The sequence below is a fragment of the Clostridium muellerianum genome (assembly GCF_012926525.1).
GTDB classification, from domain to species: Bacteria; Bacillota; Clostridia; order Clostridiales; family Clostridiaceae; genus Clostridium_AM; species Clostridium_AM muellerianum.
Genome location: NZ_JABBNI010000036.1, coordinates 161,472 through 181,058, shown reverse-complemented (window position 1 = coordinate 181,058; position 19,587 = coordinate 161,472). Strand labels below are relative to the sequence as shown.

At 31.3% G+C, this 19,587-nt stretch carries 15 protein-coding genes and 1 pseudogene; 3 read left to right on the top strand and 13 right to left on the bottom strand.

The window, feature by feature from the left end; all coding sequences use genetic code 11:
• Positions 1–209: 209 nt before the first annotated feature.
• On the bottom strand, positions 210–1,871 hold the full coding sequence (locus HBE96_RS16975) for a sensor histidine kinase (RefSeq protein WP_169298909.1): 1,662 nt from the start codon (positions 1,869–1,871) through the stop codon (positions 210–212).
• A 388-nt stretch (positions 1,872–2,259) separates the two neighbouring features.
• On the opposite strand from HBE96_RS16975, the gene HBE96_RS16970 reads away from it, so the two are divergent.
• Positions 2,260–2,430 carry a hypothetical protein gene (locus HBE96_RS16970; RefSeq protein ID WP_169298759.1) on the top strand — a complete coding sequence of 57 codons (171 nt, stop codon included), beginning with the start codon at positions 2,260–2,262 and terminating at the stop codon, positions 2,428–2,430.
• Positions 2,431–2,590: 160 nt separating this feature from the next.
• Here HBE96_RS16970 and HBE96_RS16965 read toward each other — a convergent pair whose 3' ends face one another.
• From HBE96_RS16965 to HBE96_RS26440, 10 genes are all read right to left on the bottom strand, one after another.
• Positions 2,591–3,976: an MATE family efflux transporter gene (locus HBE96_RS16965; protein WP_169298908.1), complete on the bottom strand. Its 1,386-nt coding sequence runs from the start codon at positions 3,974–3,976 to the stop codon at positions 2,591–2,593.
• Positions 3,977–4,225: 249 nt separating this feature from the next.
• Positions 4,226–5,278 (bottom strand): sensor histidine kinase, encoded by a 1,053-nt coding sequence (locus HBE96_RS16960; protein ID WP_169298907.1) that lies wholly within the window; start codon positions 5,276–5,278, stop codon positions 4,226–4,228.
• On the bottom strand, positions 5,265–5,948 hold the full coding sequence (locus tag HBE96_RS16955; protein ID WP_169298906.1) for a response regulator transcription factor: 684 nt from the start codon (positions 5,946–5,948) through the stop codon (positions 5,265–5,267). The genes HBE96_RS16960 and HBE96_RS16955 overlap by 14 nt, the downstream gene beginning before the upstream one ends.
• A 337-nt stretch (positions 5,949–6,285) precedes the next feature.
• A complete protein-coding gene (locus HBE96_RS16950; RefSeq protein WP_169298905.1) occupies positions 6,286–6,576 on the bottom strand; it encodes a hypothetical protein in 291 nt (96 codons plus the stop codon).
• A 438-nt stretch (positions 6,577–7,014) separates the two neighbouring features.
• Positions 7,015–7,356, bottom strand: a complete 342-nt coding sequence (locus HBE96_RS16945) for a hydrogenase maturation nickel metallochaperone HypA/HybF (protein WP_169298904.1) — start codon at positions 7,354–7,356, stop codon at positions 7,015–7,017.
• Between the two features lie 155 nt (positions 7,357–7,511).
• Positions 7,512–10,211: an FAD-dependent oxidoreductase gene (locus HBE96_RS16940; protein ID WP_169298903.1), complete on the bottom strand. Its 2,700-nt coding sequence runs from the start codon at positions 10,209–10,211 to the stop codon at positions 7,512–7,514.
• Positions 10,212–10,246: 35 nt separating this feature from the next.
• Positions 10,247–10,918: a hydrogenase nickel incorporation protein HypB gene (gene hypB / locus HBE96_RS16935; RefSeq protein WP_169298902.1), complete on the bottom strand. Its 672-nt coding sequence runs from the start codon at positions 10,916–10,918 to the stop codon at positions 10,247–10,249.
• 194 nt (positions 10,919–11,112) lie between these two features.
• The gene (locus HBE96_RS16930) at positions 11,113–12,882 is read right to left on the bottom strand and encodes an oleate hydratase (protein WP_169298901.1); all 1,770 of its coding nucleotides are present in this window, start codon (positions 12,880–12,882) and stop codon (positions 11,113–11,115) included.
• A 252-nt stretch (positions 12,883–13,134) separates the two neighbouring features.
• On the bottom strand, positions 13,135–14,154 hold the full coding sequence (locus HBE96_RS16925) for a DUF5692 family protein (RefSeq protein ID WP_169298900.1): 1,020 nt from the start codon (positions 14,152–14,154) through the stop codon (positions 13,135–13,137).
• A gap of 127 nt (positions 14,155–14,281) precedes the next feature.
• Positions 14,282–14,857, bottom strand: coding sequence for a TetR/AcrR family transcriptional regulator C-terminal domain-containing protein (locus tag HBE96_RS26440; protein WP_169298899.1), 576 nt, complete (start codon positions 14,855–14,857; stop codon positions 14,282–14,284).
• A gap of 433 nt (positions 14,858–15,290) precedes the next feature.
• Here HBE96_RS26440 and HBE96_RS16915 point away from each other — a divergent pair.
• Both HBE96_RS16915 and HBE96_RS16910 read left to right on the top strand, forming a co-directional pair.
• Positions 15,291–16,015: pseudogene (locus HBE96_RS16915) on the top strand (AraC family transcriptional regulator).
• 300 nt (positions 16,016–16,315) lie between these two features.
• Positions 16,316–16,978 (top strand): B3/B4 domain-containing protein, encoded by a 663-nt coding sequence (locus HBE96_RS16910; protein WP_169298897.1) that lies wholly within the window; start codon positions 16,316–16,318, stop codon positions 16,976–16,978.
• A gap of 265 nt (positions 16,979–17,243) precedes the next feature.
• On the opposite strand, the gene HBE96_RS16905 is transcribed toward HBE96_RS16910, so the two are convergent.
• Positions 17,244–18,620, bottom strand: a complete 1,377-nt coding sequence (locus HBE96_RS16905; RefSeq protein ID WP_206154972.1) for an MATE family efflux transporter — start codon at positions 18,618–18,620, stop codon at positions 17,244–17,246.
• Positions 18,621–18,911: 291 nt separating this feature from the next.
• Positions 18,912–19,586: a CatA-like O-acetyltransferase gene (locus HBE96_RS16900; protein ID WP_169298896.1), complete on the bottom strand. Its 675-nt coding sequence runs from the start codon at positions 19,584–19,586 to the stop codon at positions 18,912–18,914.
• Between the last annotated feature and the right edge of the window lies 1 nt (position 19,587).

The window sequence follows — 19,587 nt, the reverse complement described above, 5'->3', positions numbered from 1 at the left end:
TGCCAAAATAAAAAAACTCTTAAGAGCTTACAAATTTAAATTCTTAAGAAGTTTTCTCTCACTTAATTCCTAATATAATGAACAGATAAGTATCTTCTTTATAAGATGCCCGATACTAATAAAGTATTCTTCTAGTATCGGGTATTAATATCTATATGCAGTTTGGGATTTCTAATTTGGGTTATGCTGCTCAGGCCCTTTAATGCAGGTTAAAAATATATATCTGAAAACTCTAAATTTATCTTTTCAATATTTTTGCTTTTCTTGTAGACACTAGATTCTTCTATTTTTGTATTATCAATTTTAGTTTGTACATTTGGGAGTTCTATTATAAATTCACTACCTTCACCTAGTCCGCTTACAACAGATATTTGTCCATTGTGCATTTCAACAAGTGACTTTACAAGGGATAATCCTATACCGCTGCCTTCAGTTCTTCTTGAAATAGATTTATCCACTTGAACAAATTTATCAAAAATAAGCTTTTGCATACTCTTATCTATTCCAATACCTGTATCTTTAACAGAAATTATTACTTTATCAGTCATATCGTAAATGTTTACATGTATAGATCCATTTTTAGGGGTAAACTTAACTGCATTGGAAAGTAAATTAAGCATTATTCTTTCAATTTTATCAGGATCACAGGCAATAATTTTTTCTTCTATTTCAGTATCAAAAATTAGCCTTATATTTTTATTTTCAGCATATTCAACAATCGAAAGTGTAATATCTTCAGTGATTTTTACAATGTCATTATTAGATAAAGTAACTTCAAAATATCCAGCATCCATTTTTGTTATATCAATTAAGTTATTAATCAATCTAAGTAATCTATAGGAGTTTTGTTTTATAGTATGTAAATATTTATCAGTTTTAAATTGGCCATCATTATCAAGTCCAGTGCCTTTAAAAATAATATCTAGCATTTGCTCAGCACAAAAAATTACATTTAAGGGTGTCCTTAGTTCATGAGAAATATTTGCAAAAAACTCTGTACGTAGTTTTTCATATTCCACAGCTTTATTTAATAGACGTTCCTTTTCCTCATATTTTATATTTAATTGTATAGCTTCAAGTTCTGCCTTATGACGAATATGTGTTTCTGCTAAAAGATTTGCATTAGCTTGTACTAAATCTGCTGTTCTTTCTTCAATAAGCTCTTCTAAGTGATTTTTATAAATTTCAAGTTCTTCTGCTTTATTTAAGATTTCACTTTTTTGAATAAAACTTTTTGCAAAGTTATAATAATTCATTATAGATAATAAGATGGCAAATATCATTACTAAAAATGCATTAAAAGTTTGATGATGCAATTTGGGATGAGGGATATTTAAAAGGTGTAATCCAATAATTAACAAAACAAAATTAGTAAAAGAAATCAATATATTTTTATAGGGTTCTAATATTGAAATGATGGAGAATATAAGCATTGTTGCAATAAAGGCTGTAATATCTCCGTTATATAGTTGAGCATTTACTGAAGTAAGTGTATTTAAAAGTTGAATAGTAAATATAAAAATTATAAGAAAAAATTTATAAAGCTTTATCTTTTTAATTTGTTCTTTCAGACTTACTGAATTAATTATAATTAAATATAGAAGACATGTAAGTACTATAAGTATATTTATTAAAGCAATATTTCTATAGGCTAAAGAAAGGTTATGGGAATGATGATGTTTTGTTCCATGTAATATAATCCGAAATAAAGTTAAGAATGTAAAAACAACACATATAATTGTTTCTCTTGTATTATTAGAAATTAAAACATTTTCTGCAAGCTTTTTTTCGTAATTTTTAGGAATACTATAATTTGATTTTTTCTTCCATAATGGTACAAGCTTCAATATTTTAAAACTATCAACTTTCATTTCTAAATTCCACCTTATTCCATATTAAATATATTTATACAATAATTATACATGTTAATTTGTTCTATTACCATATGTCATGAAAATAATAATATATTTTACAGAGAATATGTTAGAATTCTATATAAAAACTATAAGAGCCAATGGCAAATTCGCTACGCTTGTTTGTAAGGCTATTAACAATTTGTTTACGTCCTTCGTAGATATTTATGAGCTCAGCTAACTTCTAAATGAGGTTTTACCATTTTATCCTTGTGTATATATTCTACATAATTATGGTATAATTCTAAAGTATAATTATTGTATTCCGTAGAGGATGGCTGCGGTGGTTGTACGTTTTCCCACCTTGGGTTATTGGTGATTTTCATCATTACTTAAGGGGGTAGTATTGGATATGATACTTGCTTTATTAATTATATTATTAGTTTTATTAATAATTATAACAAAAGCTTTAAATTCAAAATCTAAACTTTTAGAATTTGAACTTAACATAGGTATTAAATGTTTTAAATTAAGTTTTAAGACAAATGAAAAAAGCACTCCATCCGACCAAGAATAGTTGTGCTTTTTCATCTGATTATATTTTTATTTAAATAAATCAATCCAATAGCCCTAAAACTTAAAACGTTCTAAGGACTGCTTAGTGTTAGCGCACTAAGCTCTTCTTATTTATATTATATCAAATTTTTATAAAAAATAAACATATATAATTTTTTTCTTTATTCAATACTTAATCTAACATCATGTTTTACATTTTCTTCATGCTGATTAACTTCTATTTTTTTAACCAACCCTACTGCTAAAATTACTGTTAATATAGTAGTTAATAAATCTGCAATAGCTTGTGAATATATAACTCCATTAAATCCAATTATATTTGGTAAAATCAATATTACAGGTATAAACATAATTCCCTGTCTGCAAATACTAAGGATTCCACCTTCTCTGCCCTTACCAAAAGCTAAGAAAAATGTTGCATATACCATTTGAATGCCAAAGGTTATAAATGCAATACTATTAACCCTAAGTACCATACTTCCTGTAGCTTTTACTGAATTATCACTGCTGAATATTGACATTATTTCATTAGAACCTACAGACATTAAAATTGCCGCAATAATGCAAAATACTGTTGTTTGAATTATAGATACCTTCATTATTTCTTTTAATCGGTTAAAGTTTTTTGCACCATAATTATATCCTGCAATTGGCTGAAGTCCTTTTGAATAGCCAAACACTATATAGGTTGCAATTGCAAATACACGAGTTACAATTCCCATGGCCGCCACCTCACAAGTTCCGTAAGTACTAGCTTTTAAATTTATTAATCCTATTGAAACACTTGATAATGAATTAAATAATACTGTTGGAATTCCAACCTTTAATATTTCTACACATATATCCTTTTTAAAACTTATATTGTGGATAGATATTTTTAAATAGGATTTTGAAGTTATATACCAAATATAAAAACTTGAAGTTATTGCCTGTGCAATTACTGTAGCCATTGCAGCTCCTTTTATTCCTAAATTTAATTTAAAAATTAACACTGGGGCCAATATTGTATTTACAATTGCTCCAATTATCATTGCTGCCATGGATATCTTGCCCTCTCCTTGAGCTACCATTATATTATTCATGGTTACATTAAAAAGAGGTAGTATGCAAAAAGATATACAAGTCATTCCATATTCTTTTGCAAAGGGCATAATAGTTTTTGTAGCACCTAATGCCAATAACACTTTATCCAAAAATATAATTGTAAAAACAGTAACAATTATTCCTGTTATTATACTGCTAAACACTGCTGTAGATGCGGTTCTATTAGCCTTTTCAATATCCTTCTTTCCTAAAAGACGTGAAATATATGATCCAGCACCGGCCCCAATTCCTATACCTAATCCATTAATCCCCTGGGTAAGAGGAAACGTAATAGATATAGCACCTATTTGACTTATTCCTAATGCCCCAATAAAATATGCATCTATTACATTATATGAAGCATTTACAAGCATTCCTATAATAATTGGTATACTAAGCATCAATAATGCTTTAGATACCTTTTCCTCACTCATAAGTTTTATACTCTTACTATTTGTTTTCATGAATATTCCTCCTGTTTTGTAGTAATTATTGAATTCCTTTCTACAAAATTATTCTACAACCCTAATTTAAACTGAATTTAAATTACACTGGTAAATTTTCATAAAAACTGCAAAATAAAAACTGCATTATATGCAAGCTATAACGCAGTTTTTAGATATACAAAATCATAATGAAATCTTACATTTTTTTATACAAATGCTAAAATTTGATTTTATAACAAAATTAAGTTGGATATCTATAGTTCCAACTTAATTTTCTTTAGGAAGTGATACAATAAATGATGCTCCTTTATTTATCTCACTTTCAACCCTAATATTTCCTTTATGAAGATCAACTATTTTTTTAGTAATAGCAAGTCCCAATCCATTTCCACCTAGTTCCCTTTTTCTCGATTTATCCACCATATAAAAACGCTCAAATATAGATTTTTGCTCTTCTTCTCTTATACCAATGCCACTATCCTTAATTATTACCTCAATACTTGCAACATCACTTTTAATTGATACATACATTTTGCTTTCATAAGGTGTAAACTTAATTCCATTACTTAATAAATTAATCCAAACCTCACTCATAAGTTCTTCATCAGCATTTATATTAATATGAGGACATTCTATTTCAAACTCAATATTCTTCTCTGACCATTGGGGCTCTAAGGATAAAATAATATTTCTTAGCTGTTTACTTAAGTCATAGGTCTTAATTTGCAGTTCCTTAGTTCCACAGTCTAGTGCAGATAACTTTAGTAAATTATCACTTAGCTTGGATAATCTTTTAGTCTCCATTTCAATAATTCCTAAATAAGATTTTTTTTCTTCAGGTGATAAATTTTCATTTTGTAATAATACAGCAAAACCCTGTATAGAAGTAAGTGGAGATTGTATCTCATGAGATACATTGGAAACAAAATCCTGACGCATCATTTCCATATTGCCTAACTTATCTGCCATATTATTTACTTTTACAGCTAATTCCTTCATTAAATCATTGTGAGGATCATGTTTATACTTATCACTTTCTATAAAAGCACCAAAATCTCCATTAGATATTTTATCTATTGCATTAAACACAATTTTAAAATTATCCTTTGAATGTCCATCATGTTTATAAATAATAAAAGCACCTGCTAAATATATTAAAATTCCTAAAAAACAGCTTATTGTATTTAATACCATAATGTAAAAATTAACATTAATATTAAAAACCTTATATACTACAAAAAATGCAACAACAATTGATATGACCATCCCAATTACATTTTTAACATGATGTGATAATCTACCATTATCAATCTTCACCATTTACTTCCTCCAATCTATAACCCAATCCTCTTATAGTTGTTATTTTTATTCCAGAAGTATTTTCAGTAAATTTATCCCGAAGTCTTCCAACATGCACATCTAAGGTTCTTTCATTCCCATCAAAATCATATCCCCAAATATTTTCTATTAACGAATCTCTAGAAAATGTCTTACCAGGAGTACTTGCAAAGGTAAATAGCAGTTCAAACTCCTTTAATGGAAGCGTAATATTTTCTGTACCTATTTGAACAATAAAACGATTTTTATCAATAATCAAATTACCAATACTTATTAATTGAGATTCATTTATATGATACCTCTTTAAAAGTGCCCTTACCCTAACTACAAGTTCCATTGGCTCAAAAGGTTTAGTCAAATAGTCATCAGCACCAATTCCAAACCCTTTTACCTTCTGACTTGTTTCCCCTAAAACAGTTAACATTAAAATAGGCATATTGCTAAATGATCTAATTTCCCTGCAAAGTTCCCATCCATCTATATTAGGCATCATAACATCTGTAATAACCATGTCCACTTTTTCGCTATTTAATTTATTTAAAGCTTCTTCACCATCAAAGGCAGTTACTACTTCATAATTCTCATTTTTAAGTAGGGATTGTATTAACATATTTATATTTTTATCATCATCTGCTATTAATATTTTACTCATAACAAACACCTCGTAAATTTATTATAGCATTTTATTTTAAACTGAATTTAAACTAATACTTTTATTTTAGTATAGTTAATTTTAAGTTTGTCAATGCTATATTTACAGCTTTAAAATTTTATCCCATCGCTACCATCTATACCCCCCCTATTGCAAAATACTTGCAACGTTGTATTTAAATTTCTAACAACATAGATAATTTTTGCTCATAACATCTTATTCCTATTTTTTTAATTTGGAACATGAAAAAAGAGCAGCTATCACATTGCTCTAAATACTTACTCTTATTTTTATATGAACTTATAATATCTTTGAATTTTTTCTTATTTATATATTTTTATACTTCTTCTATATAAGTAATATTACCATCAAAAATATAATTCAAAGAAACTTTTGAACCTTCAAGCGCAAACATCATTTTTTCAATTACAGCCTGCTCTTCCTTGTTAGTTGTTATAGAAAGTTTATCCTCTTCATTCACTTCAGATTTTAATTCAAATTCATATATAAAATCATTTATGATTCTTATCCATTCGGATATATCATTAGACTCTACATTTTCTTTCTTTATAAAATCTTTTAGTGTTTTCTCTAACTGTTTTTTTGAATACTTCAATATGTTTCCCATTTCTTTATCTCCTCTATTCTAATCGTGGTGCAAAATTTTTCATATTTTGATTTACACTATATTCTAGGCTTAGTAAAGTATACCACAAAAATTCAAATTACATAACTAGCTGTGATATCTATATTCAACCAGAACAAAAGGATGACAATTGTTCAATTAAAATTAAATATACTGGGCTTGGCTTTAATAATGATATTTTAAAAAACTTAAATTTCTCAACGGAATTTCCTAGTAATAAAACTCATGTTCTTGGACTTTAGGCATATTCAAAAAAATAACAAGTCAGTATGTTAGTATATTTTGCGTCATACTGCGTCAACAGAACCCTTTGATAGAACAACTATCAGCGGAACCTGTTTCCTTGTCCATCGCAAAATATACTAACATCTTTGACTTGTTATTTTCTTTCATATACCTTATATTGTAAAACAAATAATTTCAGTAAGCAATGATTTCCTTAATCACAAACTCTTTCCCGCATAATAACTCCCAGTGTCTGCTTTTGCAATTTGGACATGTATTATTATTGGCAATGAGATTAAAAACTTTGTTACACTTTTTGCAAATAGCATTGCCTGGTAATATCTCAATTTTTAATTTTGCATCTTTCAATAAGGTATCATGTACTGCAGCTGGATAGCAAACTTCAATATATCTGGGAATCATGGATGAGAGCTCACCAATTTGGAGAACCAATGTATCTATTTTTGATAATGCATTTTTTCTTGCGAAATTTTCAACAGTTTCAATGACTTCAATTAAAACTCCCAATTCATGCAAAAGAACTCACCTCCCTTATTAATGTAAACAGATTTCTTATGATTATCCAGTAACGTAGCCGCTCTTTACTCCAACTTGAAAAAGTAAGGATAGTCATCGGATAAAGAAGGGGAGAACCTGCTCTCCCTCATCTTTTTCTTCATATAATATGTTAATTATTCTGTTCTACCTTTTTCTTTGGAGAAAACCGATTTGAAGGACTTTTTTACCTTTTTCACTGCAATTCTCCCCTTACGTTTGATGGCATATTTAATAATATTGGATTTCATTTCCTTCAATTCTACACCAGAACTATCATATTTTCTTACCAATGAAATTGCGTCAAATTTACACTTTGTAGTACAAACTCCGCAGCCTACACATTGGTAGTCATCAACAACTACAGCTCCACAACCAAGGCAGCGCTCTGTTTCTTTCTTTACTTGTTCTTCTGTAAATGTAGAACGCAAATCCTTAAAGCTTTGTTTTGATTTGTTTCCATCCACATGAAGTGCCCTTTGTCTAGGTAGACGATCATAACCATCAAGGTTTAAATTTTCTTTATCAAGAGGATGGTATTCCCTCTCACGGCTTATTGTCAAATTGTCCCCATGAACGTAACGATGAATTGAAATAGCACCTTGTTTGCCTAAAGCAATGGCATCAATAGCAAATTTAGGACCTGTTACCACATCTCCACCAGCGAATACATCTATCTCTCCTGTCTGAAAAGTAAGTGGGTCAGCTTTTACTGTTTTATTTGGATTTAATTCCATTTTTGAGTCTTTTAATAATCCCCCCATATCAATTCCCTGTCCTACTGAAATCAGAACATTGTTTGCCTTAACAATCTTAGTTTCATTTTCATGGAACTTAGGACTAAACTTTCCACTTTCATCGAAGACAGAAAGACATTTTTTGAATTCTACGCCCACAACACGTCCATTTTCTTGAAGCACTCTCTTTGGACCCCATGAATTGTTTATTGTAATGCCCTCTAGCAAAGCTTCATCAATTTCTTCTTCAAGGGCAGGCATTTCTTCTCGATTTTCCAAACAGTACATATCTATTTGCGAAGCACCAATTCTCTCAGCAGTTCTAGCCACATCAATAGCCACATTCCCTCCACCAATGACAATAACTTTCCCTTCCATTTTTAAATCTTCACCTAGATTTACTTTACGTAAAAAGTTTACACCAGTGATTACACCTTCAGCTTCTTCATGCTCTAACCCCAGCTTTTTACCGGCTTGAGCACCAATTGCTACATAAAATGCTTTATAGCCAAGTCTTCTAAGTCCATGAAAGGTAACATCCTTACCAATCTCAATGCCTGTTTTAAATTCAACTCCTAATTCTTTTAAAACTTCAATTTCGGAATTTACTATTTCCTTTCCTAATCTAAAGGATGGAATTCCAAGTGCTAACATTCCACCAAGCACTTTTTGCTTTTCAAATACCGTTACCTGATATCCATCAACAGCTAGAAAATAAGCACAAGAAAGTCCCGCAGGACCTGCACCTATTACAGCAATTTTTTCTGGTCTTTGTGCTTTCTTTTCAGGTACAAACCGTTGATGAGAATTTAAATCCTGATCTGCAATGAATTTTTTAATATCATCAACAGCGATGGGTTCATCTACGCCTGATCTTGTACATGCAGCTTCACAATTTCTTGGGCAAATACGTCCGCAGATTGCTGGAAATGGATTTTCTTTTTTAATAAGCTCTAGTGCTTCTCTATACCTTCCTTGAGCTGCCATCTTTACATACCCTTGAACAGCTATATGAGCTGGGCACTGGGATTTACAGGGACTTGTTCCGCTTTCAGCAACAACTTTTCTATGTCTATAATCATTATTCCATTTGTCTGGTCCCCACTCTGTATCATATGGCGTTTCTTTTTCTTGATGAATAACGTTTTTTTTGCTGGTACATAAATTTTGTCCTAATGTTAATGCATTAACTTGACAATTTTCCACACATTCACCGCAAGCAACGCATTTATCCCGATCCACTTGTGCCACATAGTTTGATCGAACAAAGTCAGGATTTCTAAAAAGGTTTGCATTTCTTAAGGATAAGCAAGAACATCCACAGCAATTACAAATGGCTAGTGTTTTTCCCGGACCGTTTGAATTAGGTATCTGATGTATCATCCCTTCCTTTTCCGCTTGTTTAATAATAGCAAAAGCCTCTTCCCTAGTAATTCGTTTTCCTCTTCCTGTACGAATATAGAAGTCAGCAGCTGGACCAAGCTGAATACACATTTCTTCAATTGTATGACCACATCCCTCACCCATAGTTCTTCTTACTACACGACATGCACAATCTGTAACTGAAAAAGTATCATGTTTATTTAGAAGGTCTGCAATTTCTTCATAAGAAGCCTTTCTGGTATCTCCCTCAATGGAGCTTTCAATGGGAATAACCCGCATTATCCCTAATCCTGGAGGAACATTTCCTGCAAGCATTCCACCTACTTTTCTTGTATATTCTTCAAAGCACTCAGCAATTACCGGATACTTAGCCACATTTTCCTTGTTAACAACCATGTATTCCATAACACCAGGAACAAAAAGCTCAAGAAAATATTTGTTAACACCATTTTCTGGTTCCAATTTAATAACACCATCAACTGCCAATTGGAATAATACTTTCTCTACTTCCTCCACAGGTTTACCACAGAGCGCAGCAACTTTCTCTACGCTTTTAGGTTTGTGAAACTCCAGGCAAAGTGCTACTTCTGCCATTTCATCCGTAACAACTGGCTCTATAATTCTATACTCTGGATCTTTTGGGGTTACCTTCATTAACCCTCCAGTAATACCACTAGCAATCTTATTGGCAAGTTCCAATACTTTAGGTTTTACCATATTCATTCCTCCCCAAATAAAATTTAATTATGGTACTATTTTTCATTCCAATTTTTAACCTCACTACGTATCCACTCAACCCACTCATCTATTCCTTGTCCAGTTTTTGCAGCGATTGGAATAACCTTAATATTGGGGTTCAACTTTTTTACACGCTGTTTAACTGCCTCAATATCAAAGTCAAAAACACCTATGGCATCAATCTTGTTAATTAATAAAACATCAACAATAGAAAACATTAAAGGATATTTTAAAGGTTTGTCATCTCCTTCTGGTACACTTAAAATCATGGCATTTTTTGATGCACCAGTGTCAAATTCTGCTGGACAAACCAAGTTTCCTACATTTTCTAAGATGACGAAATCAACATCTTCTGTTCCCAGTCCCTCTAAACCTTGTTTTGTCATATCCGCATCAAGATGACACATTCCACCTGTGTGCAGTTGGATTACTTTAGCACCGGTCTTAAGGACAGTATGGGCATCCACATCCGAGTCAATATCTGCTTCTAAAACGCCAATTCTCATTTCATCTTTCAAAGCTTCAATGGTTCTTAAAACAGTGGTTGTTTTACCCGAACCTGGTGATGACATTAAGTTCAATAAAAAGGTCTTGTTTTTTTTCAATTCTTCCCTAAGTAAATTTGCTTGTTGATGATTATTCTCAAAAACACTTTGCTTAATCTCAAGAACTTTAAATGTATCCATATTAGTTCCACCTCCATTTGATCTTAATTTTTATTTTTACTCATTTATTAATTTTAAAAATGTAACAAATTAAACTTTCATTTGGCAAGTAATCCTTACGCATTGATATTGCTATATTTCAAAAAACTTTTATAAAGGAATTAAGTATTATCAATGTTTTATAGATTTACTTGCCAAATTGAAGTTAAATTAAGCTAGATTATATTATACCTTTTTAATAACTCTTCAATGACAGTTCCTGAAATCTTCTTTAATGCTTTCTTTTTAACAAAGTTCAAAGGAAACGGCAACTTCATATCCATAGGCTTCTTGCCATCCATCATCTTTACTGTAGAATCCAACAATACACGGACATCATAACATGAAGCAAAGACCTCTGGAATACCACGATCTATATCTAGCAATGTGTAAACTGCTTCCATAGCTGTTCTCACCGAATATTCCGTTGTAAACACCGTGTCACGTGCTGTATCGGCAAACTGACCAATGAAAGCGAAGTTCTCACTGCCATCTGGCACAACCTTAGGTCTGTCACCTTCTCTTCTTGGCATAAAGAATGCGGTAACATATGGCATCATGCAAGGTATGCATCGTGCAGAGTTTGAAGCTAGATTATGAATCTCAGATTCAGGCACACCAATATGATAAAGCCATTCTTCTGTAATTTCCAAGCCTGTACATTGCCGTAGTGGCTTCTTGATATAATTTCCTAAAGTTTCGGAGAATAAACCATATACCCAAACCACAAGCTGATCTTTAGGTTGTTCTTTGAAATGAGGCTGTCTATTCAAAGTATAGCTCATAAGCCAATTTGAGTCTTTTATTGTAATGATACCTCCAGTAACAACCTTTCCACTAAAAGGATCACGTTTGCAAATTTTCTCAATATAGGGAGGTATCTTGTTATCAAGTGTTGTAATTGTAGCCGATTCCCAAAATGTTTGTTCTGTATTAGTACAGAATTTATCAGGGTTACCGAAGGCTGGGTGCTGCTTTGCAATGTTTCTCCAAAGCTCCCAGCATCCTGATATAGAGCTATTAAACTTTGGTGCGTGATAATGGTCTCCAAGAGTAGAATTTTCTGTACAACTTCCATTAGTAATGAATACCAAATCATCTTTAGTAAGTTTAATGCATTCTTCCTTGCCACCATTTTTATAAACAATCTTCTCAGCAATTTTTTTATCATTTTTAATATAAAAAACAACATTTGTTACCACGGTATTATATTGGAACTTAACACCATGAGATTTAAGGTATTTTACCATTGGTAGAATTAATGACTCATATTGATTGTACTTTGTAAACTTCAAAGCAGATAAGTCTGGTAATCCGCCAATGTGATGAATAAATCTCTGAAGATATAACTTCATTTCCAATGCGCTGTGCCAATCTCTGAAGGCAAACATGGTTCTCCAATATAGCCAAAAATTAGAATTAATAACTTCCTTTGAGAACACATCCGAAATTTTCTTATCATACAAATCTTCATTTCGAGTCATAAAAAGCTTTACAAGCTCTTTGGAAGCTTTTTTACTTAGTCCAAACTTCCCATTAGTATGGGCATCCTTACCTCTGTTTACCGTTGCTCTTATCAAAGAGTAATTAGGGTCTTTTTTATTCAACCAATAATACTCATCTAAAACAGAAACATTCTCTGTTTCAATGGAAGGAATAGATCGGAATAAATCCCACAAACACTCAAAGTGATTTTCCATTTCTCGACCACCACGGATAATAAAACCTTTTTCACTGTTCTTAATACCATCACAGGCTCCTCCTGAGATACTAAGTTCTTCTAGAATATAAATATTTTCACCTTTCATTTGACCATCACGTATTAAAAAACATGCAGCTGCCAGGGAAGCTAAACCTGCTCCAACTAAATATGCAGATTTTTTGTCCACATCAACTGGTTTTAAAGGGCGTGCAAATGCTTCATAATTTCCATTACTATAATACATTGAAAATACCTCCTACACATTACCATATGACCAAATTGTATAGAATTATTCTAAAGATAATAAACAAAAAACTATTTACATAATCATGGCTATATTTAATGATAAAAAACATTAGGCATATGAAAGAAAATAACAAGTCAAAGATGTTAGTATATTTTGTGTCAGACAAGGAAACAGGTTCCGCTGATAGTTGTTCTATCAAAGGGTTCTGTTGACGCAGTATGACGCAAAATAGACTAACATACTGACTTGTTATTTTTTTGAATATGCCTTATTCTGTTGTAATGTCATTTGTTCTGAAAGCACTTTGACTTCCTTATATTTTTTCAAATCTGTATAAAGCTCTCCAAGATAAGGATTTCTCTTAGTTTTAACTCCTTTGTAAATCATATAAATAAATACTGCTATATTTGAAACTAATGCTGCAAAGCTAAATGCAAATAGTGCTACTGTATTATAGGATGAGGAAACTGCAAAGGCACCTTTATCAATGAATAATGGAAATGTCTGTGCAAACATACACCATATTGCCAGTGTTTGTGCACGATGTTGTAGCCATGCTCCTTTTCCCACAGTAAATGCACAAAGGGTTGGAGCTAATAGTAAAGCAAAACCGCAATACCAAGCATGACCTGGAAGGCAGTTATATGTGTAAGCAAAATTCCATAAATCATAAGCTATTATCCAAAACCATAGCATATCAGGCCACAGCATATCTTTACTGCCATCTTTAGCAGTACATTTTTTTATGCAAATTCCAAACCATCCCGTTATAGTTATTATGTTCAAAATACCTGCTATACCATTCATGAAATTCCATGGACCACCAAGTACATACATTGCTTCATCTATTAAATTTCCTCCAGCTGGATATTGAATACCAACTTGAAAATCACGTATTACTGCCTCTACAATATTAATAGTAAGGATAAGTGGTGGGAAACATAAAGCCCATTTTTTATCAGATAACCTCCATTGTTTACCTGTGAACTTATTTTTAAATTTAACATGTCTTATGCACCAAAAACCTATACATCCAGCTGTAGAAGAATACACCTTTGCCAAATGAAACCAGTCTGTATACGTTGTATCTTTTAATACTGTAAACCATAATATTGATAATGTTATAGGTAAAATAACAAAACAGAAAAAGCCAACATATTTCCATCTACGGGCTACTTCATTAAGACCAAAGAGCGCTGCAAAAACAATTATCCAAACACCCCATACACTTAATGCTGATGCGCCATTGGTGTAATTAAAAACAAACATGTCTTAACCTCCTTAACATAAACTTTTAGTATTCTATAATATCTATTTTACAATTTTTTACATAACATCTTCAATAGACAAAAAAAAGAAAGTGTCTATTTTGAACACTTTCTCTTTTCTTTAAAAATTATTTTTTTATTTCTTCCTTTACAAAGACAGCCACAGAGCGAGGAATACTTCCTGTTATCATGATCAAAAGCTTTTTTAGGATAATTTCTGGTTCCTCTTTCATTCCTTCACTTACCCAGTCTATCATAAGTCCATTAAACACATGTCTATAAAAGTTAACAATGAAATTTTTATCCTTTTTCTTTAATTTTACTCCCATTTTTTCAACACACTCTTCAACCACATCATTCAACAGCCTGTTAGAAAGATTAGTAATGTAGCTATTGGCTTCAGGCCAATAAGAAGATTTATATACATGTAAAATCATTTTGGAATTTTTCTTCATATAATTCATTGTAGCCAGGAACCCGCCGCTCCAGGTTTCAAAGGTTCTGTTTTGTGCAATCTCTATTGATAATTCCTCAAAAAATATGAATTTAAAAACATCCATAATATCAGTAAAGTGATTATAAAAAGTCTGTCTGTTTACATCACAATGTTCACAAACTCTCTTCACTGTAATCTTGTCTATAGATTTCTTGTTTAATAATTGTTTAAATGAATCAATTATTGCAGATTTAGCATTCTGTCTCACAATCTTCTCCTCTAATACAAAAATACTAATTCTTTATTATTCATGACCACACATAAAAAGAGTGGCATGAATACTTCACAATATATATTACTCTTGTAAACTTATTTTATGCTTTTAAATTTTTATCCAGCATCCTTTATATCTCCTCTTAATTATATTTCTCTTATATTTATAATACCACCAATGATTATTAACATAAATTGTTACAATTGCTTTACATTTTGATAATTTTATAAATTATTTTGTACCAAAATAATAAAGCAACATGGGACTTATTGGCAATTTTAACTAGTATATCATCTGATACAAATAATACATTTAAATGCTAAAGGTATACTATAAATTTGTTACTAAAAAATCATGCATTTATGCTATAATAAGCCTAACATATAAATTTAGGACTATTTCATATAAAAAGAAAAGGTGAATACTATTGAACAGTGTAACTTGTGAACGTAGAATATATGATTATAAACTTAATACACATGCTCATTCTTATGCACAATTAATTTTACCCATTCATGGTATGCTTTATATAGAAACTAATTATAAAAATTTAACACTAGAAGATAACCACTTATTCTTTCTTCCTCCAGATTGTAAACACAGCTTTAGAGCCAACAAAAGTAATGAATTTTTGGTTTTAGACATTTATAGCAGTATAATTAACAAATCTGATATGGAAAAACTAATTGGTGGAAAGGAAATCTTATTTGATGATAAATGGAAAGCCATAAGATATTTGCTTTTAAATGAAGCTAATAATAAAAAAAGTTCTAATTCCATTACCAACCTATTCCTCTACTGTTATGATTTTATTGCAAATGAAAGTGTACCTGATTCTATAAAATATATAAATGAACATTTCACCGAAAATATAGATTTGAAAAAATTAGCCAGCATTGAACATTATAATATCAGTTACTATACCGAATGGTTTAAAAATAAAATGAAGATTTCACCTATTGAATATATACAAAATTTAAGAATAAAAAAAGCAAAAGAACTCCTTTTAAATTCAAACTTAACAATTTTACAAATTTCACAAATTGTAGGTTATGAACACAATTCATCCTTTACTAGAGTATTTAAGTATTTAGAAAAAATGACCCCTGCCAAGTTCAGAAAAAATCAAAAAATAAGCTAAAAATTAACTAGATTTTAGAAAAGACTTATATCACTAAATAGCTATAATAATATGTATAGGAACTATGTTTGATAGTTCTTTATTTTTTATTGGTTAAGGGGATGAAAGAGGTTATTAGTATATCTTATATATTTGGGTTTAAGCCTTAGGCAGTAGATAGACAATTTGCTACATTTAACTCCCTTCATATCTTTAATTTATGTTTCAATTTTTGGGGATGCGGAAATATTAATAAGTGCAGTAGTAGGAATTTTTTTTTGGTTCTATCCCAATATATTAAAATTAATAAGTTTAAGGAGTTTGATTACATTATGGTAGATATTACAATTTGCGAAGAATTAAAGAAAATTTGTCCTGAAATAACACTAGGCTGTATTCAAGCATGTGTAGATGTAGAAAACAGCGGTGAAATTTTATTGAAAGAAATTAACGATTATTGTGAAGTATTAAAGAATGAAATACAAATAGAAGATTTAGCATCATCACCTAGGATTAAAGAAGGAAGAGATGTTTATAAAAAGCTAGGTAAAGTGCCTAGTAAGTATAGGATGTCTTCAGAAGCATTAATAAGAAGAATTCTGCAGGGAAAAGGAATTTATAAAGTTAACAATATAGTGGACATTAATAATTTAATATCATTGAAATCTAAGTTTCCTGTGGGTTCATATAATATTAAAAATCTTCATTCACCAATTTCCTTAATTATAGGTAAAGAAGGAGAACAATATAAAGGCATTGGTAAGGAAAATATAAACATAGAGAATCTTCCTGTATTATCTGATTTTATTGGTAACTTTGGAAGTCCTACAAGTGATTCAAAAAGAGCTATGATAGTAAATAATGTAAGTGAAATTTTAATGTGCATTTTTTCTTTTAGTGGTAAGACTGATATTGAAGAATACTTAGAATACGGTAAACAACTTTTAGAAAGATATGCTAGTGGAAGAGATATTGAACTTAAATTAATTAAGTAATATTTCAAAATATATAAAATCTATGCTACTAATAACATAAATTATTATTAAGGCATCTAAAAGAAAATAACAAGTCCAATATGTGATGGATATTTTTTGTAATACAAGACGACATGTTCTGCAGAAGCTTAAGCTATCTAAGGGGTCTATCGACACAGTATTACAAAAATAGATTAACATCTGTCCTTATTATTTTTTTGAAGATGCCTAAAGCATGTGATTTAAACCTTAACCTTCAATAATCATTTCATTTGTAGTTACAATTCTATATATCTCTGGTCCCAGCACACGGCACATTAATCTTTCGAATTTGGCGTCTAGCATAAAAGAAAATGCCTACCTGTCCGATTCCCGCCAACGCCCAAGTGACAGGGTAGCAGGCAAAAAGCATGACCTCTGTAGGATACCATTTAAAAATTGTAGCCAGCCAAAGAATTCGCATAAGACAGGCACCTACTAGTGTGGAAATCATAGGCGATATAGAATAACCCATGGCACGGGTTAACCCTGGATACACATTCATCATGCCGCAGGTAAAGAATGCAACCATCATGATATTAATACGCAGCATACCAAGCTTAATGACCTCTGGATCAGAGGTAAAAATACCAAGCAGTTGTTTTCCAAAAATTACTGTGGCACCACCTAGAAGAATCCATGTGGCAAAAATTAATATTGTACACACTTTTGCAATGGTGTCAATTCGATTATATTTTTTTGCCCCTATGTTCTGTCCGGTAAAAGAAATTGCTGCATTATAATAAGCATTCATTGTAGTGCCTATATAATTTTCAACATTGTTTGCTGCTGCACTAGCAGCTACCATAGTGGATCCAAAAGAATTAACTGCTGACTGGATCAGCACATTTGAAATAGAGAACAATAATCCCTGCATTCCCGCTGGCAAACCAATCTTCACAATGTCTTTTAGCTTATGTTTATCAATATGCATTTTGCGTGGTATGAAACGTATAGCTCCCTCACATCTGTATAAACACATCATAATAAGCAGCACCGAGATATACTCGGAAATAACTGTAGCAAATGCCACGCCAGCTACTCCCATATGCAGTACAATTACAAAAAAAAGATTAAATGCCACGTGTAATATACCAGCAATAATAAGATAGTACATTGGACGACGGCTATCACCAACAGCACGCAAGATAGCTGCTGCAAAATTGTATACCATGTTAGCAGGCGTACTTACAAAGTAGATTTGCATATATATTACGGACAACCCGATAATATCCTCTGGCGTGCCCATCATCTTCAGCAAAGGCTTACAAAGTATGATACCTATCACCATGACAATCAATCCACCAATAATGCTAATGGCAATAGATGTATGAACAGATCGACTTACAGCATCTGGCCGATCTGCACCACAATCCCTAGCTACAACAACGGTGGTACCTACGGACAATCCCATAAATAAGGTTATAATAAGATTAATGAGTGAACCTGTAGCCCCCACCGCAGCCAATGCCTTGCTGCCTGAAAAATGCCCTACTACCACCATATCAGCAGTATTGAATAATAGTTGCAAGATATACATTGCCATAATGGGCAAAGCAAAAATAAATATCTTCTTAAACAACGGACCATTACACATATCTATGTTACGATTTTGAGAACTCATTATGACATTCGCTTCCTTTACACTTATGGTTTTGAGCTAAATTTGTTTATCAAATGGATATACCTTGTATATAAAATAGCTCCTTGATTTTCTCTTGTTTATTTTAATACAAGCTATTTGCTAATACAATACCTGAACTAAATCATTTTAATAATCATCTCATATTTTTAATCTTTCGGAATATGCTTATTATTTAACTAGATATCTTTATTTGCCATGTAAAAAACCGTACTGGATTTCTCCAATACGGTCATTAATTCTTAACTCATCTATTTCTCACCCTTGCGTTAGTTACATTTCTATATCTTTAATCCACTCTTCAGGATGATTCATTGTCCATTGTAATTCCTCTAAAAGCATCTTTATATGATAACCATCAACTGCAGCATGATTAACCGTAATAGATAGAGGCATCATAATTGTACCATTGGTTTCAGTAAATCCACCAGATTCAAAAATTGGTGCATAATAATTTTTTGCATTTTGCAATTGCATTGATAAACTATTAAAACTAAACCAGGGAACACAAGATATGATATAGTTATTAGGAGGTGGTGCTTCCTTTGATAACATAATACCATGACTCTTCCCATATTGTTTCACATCTGAAATGTAATTTTTATAAAATATCTCAAAATCCCCATCATATTCTGTCCAAAGAAATGTTATTGTTTTATCATCTACATGAAATAATGGATAAAAAGGAGTTCGTGAGTCCCAATATCCAAGCACATCATCCTGCATTGTCATAAGAAATTCCTGCTGTCTTCCAATAGCTCTAGTTACCAAATAAAGATATGTAGGGAAAAATTTCAAGCCTTTACTTTTTAATGTGTTCTTAAGAATTGTAACATCCATTGTTACGTTAATAGAATAAATAAGTGTTGATACTGTTTTTGTAAAGTAATTGTATGTGTGTGCTCTTGGCCATGTATCCATGTCAATAGCATGAAAACTTGTATTCATA